The organism is Dyadobacter sp. CY312 (assembly GCF_021390535.1).
Classification (GTDB): Bacteria; Bacteroidota; Bacteroidia; order Cytophagales; family Spirosomataceae; genus Dyadobacter.
In genome coordinates this window covers 228,188-244,405 of the sequence record NZ_JAJUXG010000003.1, presented here as the reverse complement: position 1 = coordinate 244,405, position 16,218 = coordinate 228,188, and the positions used below count along the sequence as shown (strand labels likewise).

Here is a 16,218-nt window from a genome sequence, read left to right as displayed (position 1 = left end):
GCAGAATTAGTACTGTTTGCCTTTTAAATCCATGATAGTCAGCGTGTCTTTTTGCATGCTGCGAAGAATGAATATTTTGTCGGTCTGCGTCGTATCCATGGCCTGAATATAATCGGCATCTTTGGGCAGATACAGGTTGGTGATCTGCGCTTCGCGGATAGAATAGGAGAGAAAGGTCCTGTCCATTACGGATACCATCGGGAATACTGGTGCCGGGTAATAAATCGTATCTCCCTTCTGATAAACCTCTTTTATCTTCCGAGCAGCCTCATAATAGGGGTTGGGCGAACGCGGATTCTGGAAGTAGCCGTATTTGACTGATCTATCCTGATAAAATTCTTTCAACCGAACACCAACATAATAGAGCTGCAAAGCAAGAAATACGAAAACGACGAGTCGGAATTCATTGGGCAAACGTGTGAAATATTGCAATAAGAGGCTTAGTACGATAATGACATAAGGAAACGAGAAACCTGAATACCGTTGTGTGAGTCCAAATGTATGCCCTCCCCGGAATGCCATTACAATGAGAAAAAAGGTGGGAACCAGTGCCATGATATAAAGTAACCACAGTCTTTTTTTCTGTTCTGCGCTTGCTTCCCTGTGAATATCGGGAATGAAAGAAAGAGCAAACAGGCTCACAGAAAGAATGGCAAATTGCGCTTTGTGATTGGTATAGAACAAAGTAGTTACCAATATCAATATGTATGGCAATCTGTTTCCGAGCCACGCAGGAGGATTGATCTTTTCCCTGAAACGAAACCAAAGTACCAGGATAATAGCCGCGGCAATGGCTATGATCACATTTCTTTTTCCAACAGGACCATCTGTGAGTCCGTTGGTGAAAATGATAAGATCTGAGAATATCGGCAGAGCTTTGTTAAAAACGTTTCCTAATGTTGCGGGCAGAATGAGCCCGTACGGATTATCATATGGCATGGTCTCGGCTACGCGCTTGTATAACGCTGCCTGATAACTGAGTGAATACAAGGTGTACTGCCCGCCTCCGGCAACGAGCCACCATGTAACACCCGATAAAGCCCCAATTGCTGCTATTCCCATTCTGATCCACCCTTTGATAGAACGGAGGAAGAACAAAGCATATACCGCATGTGCAAGAAGAACCGAAATAGTAAGGAAATGAGATAGCAAACTAAGTCCCGCAGCAAATACGTAACCAACGTAAAGCCATACCGTTTTTTGCTTGCTGGCTTTGTTTTCTATGATCTGGATAAAGAAATAAGTTGCCAGTAATGTCAGAAAGAACGTAAGCGAGTAGTTGCGTGCCTGGTGGCTGTAAGCAATAAAAAATGGCTCAATGGCCACAATTGCTGAGGCGATCAGCGCTGTTTTATCATCGAAAAATCTTCTTGCAAATAAAAAGGTGAGACCAATAATGAGCACGCTGAAAACAACCGAGAACAAACGGACAGCAAAATCGGACATACCGAAAATATCCATCCAGTTATGCACCAGCAAGTAGTAAAAAGGACTATTACCAATGTCACTGCGGGTCATGGCTTCGTAATAATCGGCCAGAGTTTTGGGAGACCAGAATTCTGCTGGTGTAAAAGTCTTGGGACTGTAACTTTCAGTATAGGTAAGTGAAGTGATTACGTTTGAAGGCCGGTATTCAAAAGGAGGCGTTTTCCAGAATTCAGGAACGGAAAGATGTTTAACAGCAAAAACTTCTTTTTGATTAGCGCCTTCGAGCACAATTCCCTGGCTTACTACAAGTGTACTTTTTTCGTCAAAGAAAATGCTGTAAGAATCCAGGTGGTAAAGCCTGAGCGCAGTTCCGGCTATGAGTATGATTAAAAATATCAGCAGAGTGGTTCCGCTTGCTTTTTTAGTTGTGTGAATCATTTTGAAAAATTTGTTCCCTTATTACACTTCCGGGATGAGCATCGTCGGAGGGATTTTTTGCGAAAATAAACAAATTTATCGGGACAGCCTGTTTTCTACATTTTAAGGATCGTGAATTCGACTCTCCGATTTTTCTGGCGGGTTTGTTCGGTAGCGTTGCTGGCGATCGGTTTGGCCGGTCCCCACGCTTTAGTTTGAATTCTCCTGGCTGCGATGCCTTTCGAAAGCATGTATTTTTTTACCTGAGTTACCCGCTCTTCTGAAAGTTTCACATTTTTAGATACTTCTCCCTGATTGTCCGTGTGCCCTTCCAACAAGATTTCCATCGCCGGATATTCATTAAGTGTTGCTACAATGCGATCGAGTTCCGGAAACGAAGCCGCGACCACCTCTGAACTGCTCTGGGCAAACATGGCATTGCTCAGCCTGATCTGCTGTCCCGCTTTAATGGGTTGCAGTACAATATTTTTTGTAATCGTACGAAAGCTGGTTTCAGCTGACAGGTCGATTTCCTCTGTTGTAGGGAAGAAACCTTTTTCGGTAGCTGTAAGTCTGTACACATCTTTCATAGGAAGTACCAGACGATAATTCCCTGTTTCCGGGTCGTAGGTAACGGATGTGAAAACCTCACCGCTTTTTGCAAGGTCTGCAACAATATCCGCATGCACAGGTTGGTTGCTTTCTGCCACCAGAACTGTTCCTGTAATAATCGCCACCGGATCAGGTTTGAGTTCTTTTGGAAGTGAAATTCTGAATATGTCCTGCTCACCCAAAGAATTTTCGCTGGAACTGATATAGGAATACTCTCCGGATGCCGGAATGCTAAAATATACATCCCATTGAGGACTGTTAATAACGGGTCCCAGATTGAGCGGTTTTGACCAGTTCGTCCAGGAATCGTCCAAACGGCGCGTCACAAACAAATCACTCTTGCCGTATCCGCTTTGTCCCGCCGAGGAGAAATACAAAGTTTTATTGTCCAGTGCCAGAAACGGTGTTCCTTCGTAATCCGCTGAGTTAATGACATTGCCCATGTGTCTCGGTTCCGACCAACTGTTATCTTTTTGCTTGAAAGATACATACATGTCTTTGTCGCCTTCCGTATCCCGACGTTGCAGTGATAAAATCATCACATTTCCATGCGATGAAACAGCCAGATCCATCCCATTCTGGTCGCTGTAAAGACCGGGCATCTCGATATTCTTTGGGAAACTCCACCCATTTTTGGTGTAGAATGATTGAGAAAGTCCAAAGAACATGGAGCCATCAGGTCGGTAATGATTGATGAGATAGATTGTTTTCCCGTCAGACGATATACTTGTGACAGCGTTGTCGCCGGCATTGTTTATTGGAGAACCCATGTTCACCGCAGGAGTCCACTGATTTTTGTTATTTAGTGTGGAATACCAAACGTCCTGATGGCTTGGAGAGCCAACGTTCTGTGGATGATTTGATCGGGTAAAGTATAGCGTCTTGCCATCCGGCGATATAATCGGTGCCAGTTCCTGCCCTTTGCTATTGACATTTTTACCAAGATTTTCCTTCACAAGATCCTTTGGAATGTCCGGAGCAAGATTAATAACCGCCTCTACCAGCGTCTGATGATCAGCTATGGCAATGGCGTCTAACTGGTTAAAACCCGGAACTTTATCTGGTTGTAACACCACTTTCACAGCGTTAGCATTCGGGATTTTTTCAGCGGTCATGATATTAAGTACGCGGCCCTTGAGCGAAACAGGGGCCGGGTTGTCTTTATAAATCAAAAATTCCTTGCCCGATTCATTGTAAACATAAACCCTTGCAATGGCACCGGGATTAAAATTTTCTCCGATCGCCACCTGGCTTAGTGTAATACTCTCGCTAAAGCCCACCTTAATCCATTCTTCATTCCGACTCTCAGCCTCGGCGGGAGACCAGGCAACAGGACTGTTTCCGATGGCCGGTAGTTTATTGGGTTCTCCAAGGATTTGTTTGGCACGATAAGCATGACCGTATTGATCGGGCCGGTACTCGGATGAATAACCGAGAATCTTGCTTGCCCAGAGCGTTTTTTGACTAAAACCTCGGGTCTGTGTTAGTATGAGAAGAAAAAAAACAGATATAAATTTCAAAAATATCATCGGGGTCGAGGAAGCCTGTATTTCAAATAATAAATTTCAAAGAGCAGTTTCCAACTCTGATACTTCTCTTTTGTAAAGTAATATTAAAACAAATGACAAAAGATACAAGATTTTTTACATCGGCGGTTGGCTTTCTGCTATCGGCTGTTTGGTTTTACAACCATGATATTTTTAATAGGTCGTCCGGTCAGTTGCAGTGGGCCGAAAAGTTTTAATCCTGTGCGCCTACCAGCAATATCCAATCCCATTCAGGTTTTGGATCCGGCGGTGTCACTGTTACCTCAGATCCGGTTAATGCACTGGCGCCCGACCATCTTTTCCCAGTCCGCGGACTGTACCACACCACACGGAACTCATTTCCTTTCAATTTGCTCAGATCGAGTTTGACCGGATTTGAATCTGGTGTGTACAACATAGCAAGGCGGTTGTTGGACAAGGAGAAAATACCAATTTTCTTTTGATCGGTGGAGTCGGGCAGCAAGCCTGGCGACATATCCGGGTACATGTATTCCCAGGGAATGCCTTTCAGAATTTTTACAAAATGATCGATATACTCAGCTCCGTCTCTGGTGATATTCACTTTCCAGGTTGGATTGAAATTTTTAATCGTACTCATGTGACAAAATCCTGCGGCAGAACTCATCACAGACTGATAAGCCTGGTTTCGTATCAGCACCGACTGATCCTTTATCTCTTTCGGGAATTCCGAATTGGCGATCAGAAAAGGACGTACCGAAAGTTCACCTGAGTTTTTTTGCCAGTTGGCCAGGTTGGCATATTCCGAGACGGTAACGGTGGAATCAGGAATGACGAATTTTAGATCCGATTTGTTTGGTGAACTATTGATGTCAACGGTTGGAGAGCAGGTAGAAAGCGAGGCAATCAGATTGTCGGGCGATGCGCTCCTGAGGCCGTCTGCAATGAATTTGTACTGAGCCGCGCTCTGGTATTCTTCCTCACTCACGATCCATATTATATTGGAGAATTTGGCAAATCGTTCACCCACATATCGACCGTAGGCTTTCCAGGCGTCTTCTTTATGTGCATCAAAAACAACATTCCAGCTTTTACGCGAAACCACCACACCTACTACCAAATTACGTTCCCGGGCGGCAATGATGATTTTTTCAAGATAATCAAAGTAGGCCTTGTTGGGTTGGGAAATGTCATTATTGACAAAAGGCGTCGTTTTATTAAAATTTCGCTGAGTTGGTAAAGCGGGCAAAAGTTGCACTAGAAAAGTATTAAACGACTGCGATTTTCGCTGATCCATGTAATTCACAGCCTCTGGATAGCTGAGTTTTCGCAGCATTTGCCAGGCGACATCGGCCACCATCAAAAACGGCTTTCCATTGTTATCCGTGATGTGTTTGCCGTTTGGATGAATCTTTAAGGGGAAAAAGCCGATTGCAGGAACATCTGCAACAGACACGTTTGTTTTTATCAGCAAAAAAATGAAGAAGATGAACAAATTCAGCCGGCTCATAGCTTTCCCGCAATTTTTAGATCCTCGATGGTCTGGGTTGGATTGGGCGAATTGAAGACAAAACTGCCAGCTACCAGCACATCGGCACCCTCAGCGGAAAGCTTGCCCGCGTTTTCTACATTCACACCGCCATCTATTTCAATCAGGAAATTATGATTTCCTTCGCGGCGCATCTCTGCCAGCCGGGCTATTTTTTTGTATGTGTTGTTTATAAATTTCTGCCCGCCAAAACCTGGATTTACCGACATGATCAACACCAGAGAAATATCTCCCAATATTTCCGAAAGTACTTCAACCGGTGTATGCGGATTTAACGCAACTCCCGCCAACGCGCCAAGTTCTTTGATGTGCTGAACCGTGCGATGTAAATGCGGGCAGGCTTCGTAATGAACGGTGATGATGGAAGCGCCTGCATTACGAAAATCGGCCAGGTAACGGTCTGGCTGCTCGATCATCAAATGAACATCCAATGGTTTTTTGGCATGACGATGCACCGCTTCACAAACCGGTAAACCAAATGAAATATTGGGCACGAACATTCCATCCATAATGTCCACATGTATATATGCTGCCGTGCTGTTATTAAGCATTTCAACGTCCCGTTGTAAATTGGCAAAGTCGGCGGCTAGGATAGAAGGTGCAATTCCGGTCATCACGGCAAATAATTAGCGAATAGAAAATAATGTAGCAAAACTAAATAAATTTGGCAAAAATTGGCACAGCTATTATCCGATCCGAAACCAGATAAAACAGTCCTGAAAAATATGAATCCCGAAAAAGAAATAGAAGAACTGAGCAGCAAACTCGATTATTACAATTCCCGCTACTATCAGGACAGCGTTTCCGAAGTATCGGATTACGACTTCGATCAGCTGCTAAAACAACTGAAAGACCTGGAAGAAAAGTATCCCGAGTTCAAAAAAAGTGATTCCCCTACGCAACGGGTTGGCGGCACGGTGACAAAGAATTTTGCCACGGTTTACCACCGTTATCCGATGCTTTCGCTGGATAACACGTACAACGAACAGGAGCTTCGGAATTTTGATGACCGTGTAAGAAGAGGATTGGACGGTGAAGCATACGAATACATTTGTGAACTGAAATTTGACGGGATCTCGTTGAGTTTTACCTACGAAAATGGTGTGCTTGTGCGCGGCATAACACGTGGTGACGGAACCCGCGGTGACGATATTACCAACAATGTAAAAACGATACGTTCACTTCCTTTGCGCGTGAAAGCGGATGATCTGCCACCTGTTTTTGAGATTCGCGGAGAGGGTTTTATGCCGTTCAGTTCGTTCCAAAGGCTGAATGATGATATGGATACGCTGGGAGAAAACCAGTATGCCAACCCAAGGAATGCGGCGTCCGGCTCATTTAAATTGCAGGATTCTGCTGAAACCGCCCGCCGGAATCTGGATTGTTACCTGTATTCTTTTTTGAGTGACGATATCATTTTTAACAGCCACGAAGAAAGTTTGCTTGCGCTCAAATCATGGGGTTTCAATGTTTCTCCTGGCTGGCGCAAAGTGCAGACCATAGACGAAGTGATTGAATTCATTCATGAGTGGGAAGAAAAACGTGCAACGCTGCCGCTGGCTACGGATGGTATTGTGATCAAAATCAATTCTTTTGAACAGCAGCGTGAGCTTGGTTTTACCGCAAAAAGTCCTCGTTGGGCAATTTCATTTAAATACAAAGCCGAAAACAAACCGGCTATTCTGCGTTCTGTTAATTTTCAGGTGGGGCGAACCGGAGCCGTGACGCCGGTTGCTAATTTGTCGGACGTGACGGAGAGATCGCTGGATTATAAAAAAGTAAAAGGAGTACATCTTTCGGGTACACGTGTGAAGCGTGCTACGCTGCACAATGCCAATGAAATTCTAAGACTGGATATCCGCATTGGCGATACTGTTTTTGTTGAAAAAAGCGGGGAAATTATCCCAAAAATAACGGGTGTGGATGTTGAAAAACGGGCTGAGTTTATGACTGAACCCGTTGAATTTCCAACCAAATGTCCTGAATGTGGATCGGAGCTGATGCGGAATGAAGGAGAAGTCGCGTTTTTCTGCCCGAACGACAGCCACTGTCCGCCACAGCTCAAAGGCCGGATTGAACACTATATTCACCGGAAGGCGATGAACCTGGATAGTTTGGGTGAAGGAAAAATAGAACTGCTATTTGATCTCGGACTTGTGCGCACGCCGGCGGATTTGTACGATCTGAATGAAGAAAAGTTGCTTGGACTGGAAAAGAATATTTTAAATGAAGAAACCGGCAAAACCAAGAAGATCAGTTTCCGCGAAAAAACGGTTGAAAATATTCTGAAAGGCATTGAATTGTCAAAAACAGCTCCTTTTAAAAATGTGCTGTTTGGTTTGGGAATCCGTTTTGTTGGAGCCACCGTTGCCGAAAAACTGGCGGCTTATTTCAAATCCATTGACGCAATCCGCTCGGCAAACTACGAGCAGCTCACAGCCGTTCCGGAAATTGGAGGCAGAATAGCCATGAGTATTGAATCCTATTTCAGCGTGCCCGAAAACCAGGAACTGGTAGAACGTTTAAAGGCAGCCGGTGTGCAAATGGAGAGTGACGAAAAACCAGTGGAAGTTGAGAGTGATGTTCTGGAAGGCAAAACGTTTGTGATTTCCGGTGTATTCGAACATTTTGAAAGAGATGACCTTAAAATAAAAATAGAGGCCAACGGTGGCAGAGTACTAAGCGGTGTTTCCGGTAAACTCAACTACCTGCTCGCCGGAGCCAACATGGGGCCATCCAAACTTGAAAAAGCCAGAAAACTGGGCGTAACAATTTTGTCTGAAGAGGAGTTTTTGGGAATGATTGGAGGGTAGCTGTTGGCGATTGGCTTTTAGCTTGATTTGTAAATTGTACAGGTGGCACCTACGGAGCCAGATGTTACATGTTTGGATCATATTGCTATAAACAGGAAGCTCTTCCAGAGCTGATTCGGGTGAAATAATGGCTCCGTTGGAGCCTCCTGTTTTTAGAAAAATTAAAGGAGGTTACCAGTAGTTATAACCTCACAGTGCATTTGCATTATTGAATCCGGATAATAATCTTTTAGCGCATCTTATTGCATTTTCATTATGCTAAATAAAGTATTCCTCAAAGCATTCATTGTTGTTATGGCAGTAGCGGCAGGATCATGCTGTACAAAAAAATATTGTATTGGCTCCGACGATATGGACTATATTCAGTTCAATAACTTCACAAATAGCGAACTGGATACGATTACAATACAACGATTCAGCAAGAGTAGTAATTTTGCGACCGTTCTTGAGGACATAACTGTAATAACCAGTAATTTCTCCCAAGGTTCAAATTTTCAACACATCCAACTGCCTGTAAAACTGACAATTGATTATGATTATAAAGTAAAGCTAAACAGCACCGGGGATAATTTTACGATTTCTGATTTTGTCTCAAAAAAGGAAAGTTGTAATACTGGGTTTATGTGTAATGATTCCTACAATTCATTAGAAAGTTATTTAGTAAATGGAAATCTGATGAATACTTATCAGATCGAAATAAGTAAATGAAAAGTATGATTAATTGATATGGAAGGAGAACGCCCTTTTCACCTTGGCCCGTGTCTCCACGGGACTTTTGGAGCGACATAAAGGGTCTGTGGAGACACAGACCAGGGTTGATCTATCGAGGAGTCTGCCTGTTTTTAGAAAAATGGAAGGAGCGCAATGCTGCTGGTCGGTCTCCTTGGCCTGTGTCTTCACAGGACTATCGCAGAATGCTACTCAAAAATTCAAATCCGTGTAGATATATTGATGCTTATGTAACTATTTCTGTCCTTTTGAGTCAAAAGTGAATAAAGAAATAGGTCAAGCTATGGCACCGAATCATCACCTTGAAAGTAAATACCGAAATTCCAGAATGGAATTTGATAAAGTGTACTTTTGGACGGATACTATAAAAGACTGGAAACATTTACTCAAACAGGATAAATACAAAGACCTTATTATTTCAAGTTGGCAGGAGCTTATAAGAAGGGAGAATATTGTTATTTATGCGTTTGTTATCATGCCGAATCATCTACATGTAGTTTGGGAGATGAAAGAGCCGAACGGCAAGGAAATGGGTCACGCAAGTTTCAATAAATTCACAAGTCATTTGATTGTTAAAGATTTGAAAATTAATCACCCCAACGTGTTGCCACATTTTAAAGTAGACGAAAAGGAGCGACAATATCGAATTTGGCAACGCGACCCACTTGCAATTTTAATGGATACAAAATTAAAAGTTGAACAAAAAATTAACTACATACATAACAATCCACTTCACGAGCGATGGAATTTGGCCTCTCGTCCAGAGGAATATCCCTGGTCATCTGCTGAATTTTACGAATCAGGTAAGGATGAGTTTGGTATTTTGACACATTATGGTGAGCGATTTTAAATGGAGATTTGCAATTAGTCCTGTGAAGACATAGGCTAAGGTTGATTACAACAGGCTTTTTTACCTTGTCACGGGGCTTTGGGGGTGATATAAAGGTGTCTATGAAGACACAGACCACGGTTGAGATTTGAGCTTTATCCTGATAGAGGTGGCACCTACGGAGCCGGATATTACATGTTTAGATCATATCGCTAAAAACAGGAAGCTCTTCCAGAGCTGATTCGGGTGAGATAATGGCTCCGGTGGAGCCACCTGTTTATAGTAAAATTGAAGGGGGTATGGTTTGGCTCCTGAGGAGCCTCCTGAAATGAGTGAAAAGCTTCCCTTGGCCCATGTCTTGACGGGACTTTGGGAGCGATGTTAAGGGGGCTGTGGAGACAGACTAAGGTTGAGAAGTGAACAAATATGATATGGAATGAAAAAGATAGTTTAATTGAAAGTGAAATTTGATAAAAATCAGTGATGAAAAGTAAAAAAAGTCAAATTGAAGAAATTCTTTTGAAGTTTTCTAGCGGTTACTCGAAAGCTCAATCAGTTGATGAAATTTATAGTATTTTCTATCCGCCATTGGTTGACGTCTCAGTTCATATGAGTAAGAAATTTGAAAAGGCGGGTATGTTGTTAGTATCGGCGGAACAGGAAGTAGTAGTGTGGTTGGAAGTTAACCCAAAAATCGGTCGTTTAGATCCAGTGCCTTTTCTATATGACACTAAGGCTTTCGTTGGTCTGGACGGTCATTATTTCGGAAACATTGTTCGAGTAGAGGCATCCGCAGAAGAAGTAACGGGTTTAAAATTTGATGCAATTGCAGACCTACTAATTCAAAAAATTAAAATGGGGAAATTTGAATAATCAGTTCCGTAAATGCTACTTTACTTTGGCCCTTGTTTTCACGACGGTTAGGGCACTGTAACGGGTATGTGAAGACACAGGCCACGGTTGAGAAAGCGGCTATTGCCTACAACAATAATATTAGCTTAATTGCAAATGAAATCTACATACAATTGAGACAATTCTGTGAAATTTACTGCCCAACACCTCAGTTGGAAAAGGCTGTTAGGGAAAAACTTCATGCCCTTGGTTACAAGTGGTCGGGTGGAGATTCATTGATTGGAAAATCATTTTGGGAGGCTGATAATGATTTTTCCCTATGTATAAGCAAAGATGGGATTACTTATGGTCCTGTTACTCCTTCGGAACATAGAAAGGATTTCTATTCTGTGTATTCTGCTGTTGATTTTCTGTATCATATGATACACTTCTCTTTAAAATATAAGACAATTAGTGGCTACCCAGCTAGATTAAGCTTCGCTATTGATGAAACAATCTATGGATGGATAGAAATAGATCGTGATACGTTTATACCTGCAGAGTGGATAGAGTATTCTGGTCGATTATGGAGAACTCACCCGATTACTCTTGATGCATGGTATGACGAAATAGGAAGTCTTGATCTAATCGAGGTCATGGAGAATTAACGATCTAACCTGAACGTGGTATTTTGATTTCTACACCTCAGACAAATGGTTCAGACTAAAATAACAAAGCACTCAGGATATACGGCAACCGCTGCATATGTTTTGGAGCCAGACCGCCGAATGCCATCATCCAGGTCGATCATGTCAAGCCACGCCCCCCGTTGCTCGTACTCTCCCGACTACCATCCAGCGTAATCCGTCTCCAGGCGGAAATACGATACACAACGATCAACACCAACCTCAATCCACCCCACCAAAATATTCCGCCCTACCCCAAACTCCCCCAATTTTAAATGCATATTCCGGATTACTTCCTTACATTTGCACTTTGAAATCAACCAATAATATAAGAATATAATGCCATTGGACTTACGTTTCAAAGGGGTTGGAGCAGCGCTGATTACACCTTTTGATGAAAAGAACGAAATCGATTACCCTGGTCTTAAAAAACTGATTGACCTGGTTACGGAAGGAGAAACGGATTATCTTGTTGTGCAGGGCACCACAGGCGAATCTCCAACGGTTTCTGCACAGGAAAAGAAGGATATTCTGACTTTCACGATCAAGAATAACACGAAGTCTTTGCCTATCGTATACGGTGTTGGTGGTAATGATACAAAATCGGTTCTTGATACAATAAAGAATACAGATTTCACAGGTGTAGACGCGATTCTTTCCGTTTGTCCATATTACAATAAACCTACTCAGGAAGGCATTATTGCTCATTTTACTGCCATTGCAGACGCTTCGCCGGTGCCTGTTTTGTTGTACAACGTACCGGGCAGAACGGTGATCAACATGAAGGCCGATACAATTGTAGCATTGTCGGCACACCCGAATATCATTGGTATTAAAGATGCAGGCGGAAGTCTGGAACAGAGTATGGAACTTGCTTCAAGAGTGCCAGATGATTTTATTCTGCTTTCCGGTGACGACAACCTGGTAACAACCATGATCAGCGTAGGTTGGCATGGCGTTATTTCGGTGATTGCCAATGCGTTTCCAAAAGAATTCAGAGACCTTACCTGGCATGCACTGGAAGGTCGTTTTGCGGAAGCTTCCAAGTTACAGCTTGCATTCCTTGAATTTGACACTTTGCTTTACATTGAGTCGAATCCGGTAGGAATCAAAAAATGCCTTGAAATCAAAGGTATTTGTAGCTCAGACGTTCGTTTGCCATTGTTAAAAGCAACGGATAAACTGGGAGCGCAACTTGAAACAGCGATGAAAAGGGAAGGGTTTATTTAAGGTATAGGAAGTTAAGAAGTTAAAATAGAAGTTACAGGGAGTTAAGAAGTTATACTAACAGCAGTTACAGGAAGTTAAGAAGTTTAAAGCAGTTATGGTTGCTGCGGCCTGAGCGCTTTTTAGCGGGCCGGGCTGAACGACTAAGAAGTCTAAGAGATAAAATGGCTTTGAATAAATGCAAAAAAGTGAGCTGTAAGAAAGACCTTCTTGCACCTCACTTTTTTAGTTCAAACTTAGCTAGCAACCTATTTCAGGCAATCACAACTTTTCACATTTCACCAAATTCAAAAGCCAACGGTTCGCATAGCTCATTTCACCGCCCGGCGGCCCGGTTCTCACATTTCACTTTTTACAACAAAAATATGAACCACATGATCTCCTTTTATCCCGGACCTTCCAAGGTATATCCTCAGGTGGAGCACTATTTGACTGATGCGTATCGCAGTGGGATTCTGAGTGTGAATCACCGGAGCGATGTGTTTATGGAAATGCTGCGGAACACGATTTTTGCGCTGAAAAAAAGTCTGGAAATTCCGGAGGATTATGAGGTTTATTTTGTGTCTTCTGCAACGGAATGCTGGGAAATTATAGCGCAGTCGCTGATCAGTACGTCGAGTTTGCATTTGTATAATGGTGCATTTGGAGCCAAGTGGATGGAGTATACCAATAAAATACGGCACGGTGCAGAAGGAGTGGAGTTTGGAATAAACGAACTGCCTGATTTGTCCGGGCTGAGTATTGATCTGGGTTACGATGTGATTTGTGTAACGCACAATGAAACATCAAACGGAACGGCATTGCCAGCTTCTTTTTTGTCGGCTCTGCGGCAGCAAACCAACCAGCTTATTGCAGTGGATGCTACGTCGTCGATGGCTGGTGCTGCGTTACCTTGGACCGAAGCTGACGTCTGGTATGCATCTGTTCAGAAATGTTTTGGATTGCCGGCTGGTCTGGCGGTGATGGTGGTTTCGCCTCAGGCAGTGAGCCGGGCGGAGCATGTTGGCGACCGGAATTTTTACAATAGCCTGTTATTTACGAGAGAGAACTTTCAAAAATTTCAGACGCCTTACACGCCAAATGCGCTGGGAATCTATTTGTTGGGAAGAATAATGGAAACGATAGCGCCAATCAGCGAGATATCGGCGGAACTTCATAGCAGGGCTAGTGAATTGTATGCTTTCCTGCCCGACAATGGTTATGAAGTGCTGGTGAGCAATGATGCCGTTCGGTCGGATACGGTTATTGCAGTGCAGGCGGATCGGGAAAAGGTTACAAAAGTAAAAAGCATGGCCAAACAGGCCGGTTTACAGCTGGGAAATGGGTATGGAGCCTGGAAAGATTCCAGTTTCAGGATTGCCAACTTTCCGGCGATCACATTGAGTGATATTTCTTTACTGAGAAATTTTTTGTTTTCAATTTCTCATTTGTAGTTTGAGTAGTTAAAATTAATATTGGGTTTATAGATATGTGGCGTTTTAGCCTGCAATTTATTCGACAACCCATCCTTAGAACAAGATACGTGCGATTAGATATTTTAAAACAATACGAAAACCAGACAAAATGTTTGGTGGCTCTCGATTCCATTATTTTTGGCTTTGACGGAGAACAATTAAAATTACTGCTCGTGAAGCGGGGAATTGAGGAGGAGCAACATACCTGGTCTCTGATGGGAGGTTGGGTGCAGCCGACGGAAAGTCTCGAAGATGCCTCCAACCGGATCCTTTTTGAGCTTACCAGCCTGAAAGACATTTATCTGGAACAGCTTCACACGTTCGGTAGCCCGCAGCGTGACCCGGTTGAACGGACCGTTTCGGTGGCCTATTTTGCGCTGATCAATGTGGAAGATTACGACCACAAAATCTCCAAAAATTACGAAGCGCAATGGTTTGGTATGAACGATCTGCCCAAGCTGCTTTTTGATCATGGCGCCATGGTGGAAATGGCCATTCAGCACTTGCGGTACAAGGCGTCGCAACATCCGATTGGTTTTGAATTACTTCCTGAAAAGTTCACCGTTCCTCAATTGCAAAAGCTTTACGAAGCGATTTTCGGTACGGAGTTGGACAAGCGTAATTTCAGCAGAAAACTGTTGTCGACCAATCTGCTTATAAAACTGGACGAAAAGCAAAAAGGATACTCAAAAAAGGGAGCTTATTTTTACAAGATCGACGAGGATAAATACAAAAAGCAATTTAATACTTTCCTGAACTTCCTGCCCAACGGGAACTCCTGAGCCGTTTTATTTCGGTTTGTAATGGGAAAAACGTTGCGTAAACAATGCCTTTTGTTCAACTTTGCGGGCTAAAAGGCATCGTAATGTTCAATTTAAAGGAAATAATATCCGTCTCCCTCATTCTTTTCTCTGTCATCGACGTGTTGGGATCCATTCCGGTCATCGTTGATTTTCGGAAGAAACTGGGGAAAATAGAATCGGAAAAAGCGACCCTGGTTGCCGGGTTTATCATGATCCTATTTCTTTTTCTGGGAGAAAAATTATTGAGGCTTTTCGGGGTTGACGTCGCATCTTTCGCCATCGCAGGTGCCATTATTCTGTTTCTTCTGGGGTTGGAAATGATTTTGGGACGCGAAATTTTCAAACACGGCAGTGTAGAAACCGGAGCGGCATCCATCGTTCCCATTGCCTTCCCGATTATTGCCGGTGCAGGTACCATGACAACCCTTCTGGCACTCCGATCGGCCTACGAAATCCAGAACATTCTGATCGGCGTTTTACTAAACCTGATTTTCGTATACCTGGTTTTGAAATCATCAAACTGGCTGGAAACCAAACTTGGACCAGGCGGAATTGAAATACTCAGAAAAGTTTTTGGCGTAATTTTGCTGGCTATTGCAGTGAAGTTGTTTAAAACCAATCTGGGAATCTGAAAGGCTGTTAACAGCCATAGATCATAATCTGCTAATAATTAATCCAATAGCTAACGACTAACAGCTAATAGCTTTATTTAAAAATCATACATCATGCAACAACTGGACAGCCTTAATCAGGTCGCAGAATTTCACCGTACATTCAAACACCCTATTCTTGATAAACCTACCATTCCGTCCGAAGACAGAAGCAGGCTGCGTGTGGCTTTGCTTGCTGAGGAATTGAAAGAACTGGAAGTGGCTATTCTGGAAAAGGATATCGTAGAAATCGCTGATGCGCTTTGTGACCTGCAATATGTATTGTCGGGTGCGGTGCTGGAATTTGGTCTTGGAGATAAATTCCGTGAATTGTTCGACGAAGTACAACGTTCCAACATGTCCAAAGCTTGCCTGACGGTAGAAGAAGCCGAAGCAACAGTAGCTCATTACACGGCGAAAGGAACAGAATGTTATTACAAAGAAGATTCTGGCAAATACCTTGTGTACCGTACCGCGGACGATAAAACGCTAAAAAATATCAATTACTCTCCTGCTGATTTGTCGGGGATTATTGGGTGATGGTGTTTTTGTAAAAAGTAAAAAGTGGCGTGGTGCGAACCAGCGGTATATTACTTTGGTAAAAGGTGAGAAATTTGGAGTAAGGTGCGCCCTTTGCATTTTATCTTCTTTTATCTAAACCGTTCAGACCGCGAAAAGCGTTCAG

13 protein-coding genes are annotated in these 16,218 nt (G+C 43.1%); 9 read left to right on the top strand and 4 right to left on the bottom strand.

Annotated elements, in window-relative coordinates; genetic code table 11:
* Nucleotides 1–6 precede the first annotated feature (6 nt).
* The 4 genes from LZG71_RS05140 to rpe all read right to left on the bottom strand — a co-directional run bounded on the left by LZG71_RS05140 (nt 7) and on the right by rpe (nt 6,125).
* The gene (locus LZG71_RS05140) at nt 7–1,866 is read right to left on the bottom strand and encodes a glycosyltransferase family 39 protein (RefSeq protein ID WP_233817660.1); all 1,860 of its coding nucleotides are present in this window, start codon (nt 1,864–1,866) and stop codon (nt 7–9) included.
* A gap of 95 nt (nt 1,867–1,961) precedes the next feature.
* Complete coding sequence (locus LZG71_RS05135; RefSeq protein ID WP_233817658.1) at nt 1,962–3,986, bottom strand: OmpA family protein; 2,025 nt, start codon at nt 3,984–3,986, stop codon at nt 1,962–1,964.
* Nucleotides 3,987–4,197: 211 nt separating this feature from the next.
* Nucleotides 4,198–5,472, bottom strand: a complete 1,275-nt coding sequence (locus LZG71_RS05130) for a DUF4038 domain-containing protein (protein WP_233817656.1) — start codon at nt 5,470–5,472, stop codon at nt 4,198–4,200.
* On the bottom strand, nt 5,469–6,125 hold the full coding sequence (gene rpe, locus LZG71_RS05125) for a ribulose-phosphate 3-epimerase (RefSeq protein ID WP_233817654.1): 657 nt from the start codon (nt 6,123–6,125) through the stop codon (nt 5,469–5,471). Before rpe ends, LZG71_RS05130 begins: the two co-directional genes overlap by 4 nt.
* A 111-nt stretch (nt 6,126–6,236) precedes the next feature.
* On the opposite strand from rpe, the gene ligA reads away from it, so the two are divergent.
* The 9 genes from ligA (at nt 6,237) to LZG71_RS05080 (ending at nt 16,073) form a co-directional block, all read left to right on the top strand.
* Nucleotides 6,237–8,324, top strand: coding sequence for an NAD-dependent DNA ligase LigA (ligA, locus tag LZG71_RS05120; RefSeq protein WP_233818346.1), 2,088 nt, complete (start codon nt 6,237–6,239; stop codon nt 8,322–8,324).
* Between the two features lie 988 nt (nt 8,325–9,312).
* On the top strand, nt 9,313–9,903 hold the full coding sequence (locus LZG71_RS05115) for a transposase (RefSeq protein WP_233817652.1): 591 nt from the start codon (nt 9,313–9,315) through the stop codon (nt 9,901–9,903).
* A 462-nt stretch (nt 9,904–10,365) separates the two neighbouring features.
* Nucleotides 10,366–10,755: a hypothetical protein gene (locus LZG71_RS05110; RefSeq protein ID WP_233817650.1), complete on the top strand. Its 390-nt coding sequence runs from the start codon at nt 10,366–10,368 to the stop codon at nt 10,753–10,755.
* Between the two features lie 68 nt (nt 10,756–10,823).
* The gene (locus LZG71_RS05105) at nt 10,824–11,381 is read left to right on the top strand and encodes a hypothetical protein (protein ID WP_233817648.1); all 558 of its coding nucleotides are present in this window, start codon (nt 10,824–10,826) and stop codon (nt 11,379–11,381) included.
* Nucleotides 11,382–11,738: 357 nt separating this feature from the next.
* On the top strand, nt 11,739–12,629 hold the full coding sequence (dapA, locus tag LZG71_RS05100; RefSeq protein ID WP_233817646.1) for a 4-hydroxy-tetrahydrodipicolinate synthase: 891 nt from the start codon (nt 11,739–11,741) through the stop codon (nt 12,627–12,629).
* A gap of 362 nt (nt 12,630–12,991) precedes the next feature.
* Entirely contained in the window at nt 12,992–14,059 is a 1,068-nt protein-coding gene (locus LZG71_RS05095; protein WP_310587717.1) for an aminotransferase class V-fold PLP-dependent enzyme, read from the top strand.
* Nucleotides 14,060–14,148: 89 nt separating this feature from the next.
* Nucleotides 14,149–14,862 (top strand): NrtR DNA-binding winged helix domain-containing protein, encoded by a 714-nt coding sequence (locus LZG71_RS05090; protein WP_233817644.1) that lies wholly within the window; start codon nt 14,149–14,151, stop codon nt 14,860–14,862.
* A gap of 83 nt (nt 14,863–14,945) precedes the next feature.
* Nucleotides 14,946–15,515 carry a MarC family protein gene (locus LZG71_RS05085; protein WP_233817642.1) on the top strand — a complete coding sequence of 190 codons (570 nt, stop codon included), beginning with the start codon at nt 14,946–14,948 and terminating at the stop codon, nt 15,513–15,515.
* A 93-nt stretch (nt 15,516–15,608) separates the two neighbouring features.
* Entirely contained in the window at nt 15,609–16,073 is a 465-nt protein-coding gene (locus LZG71_RS05080; protein WP_233817640.1) for a nucleoside triphosphate pyrophosphohydrolase family protein, read from the top strand.
* Nucleotides 16,074–16,218 lie beyond the last annotated feature (145 nt).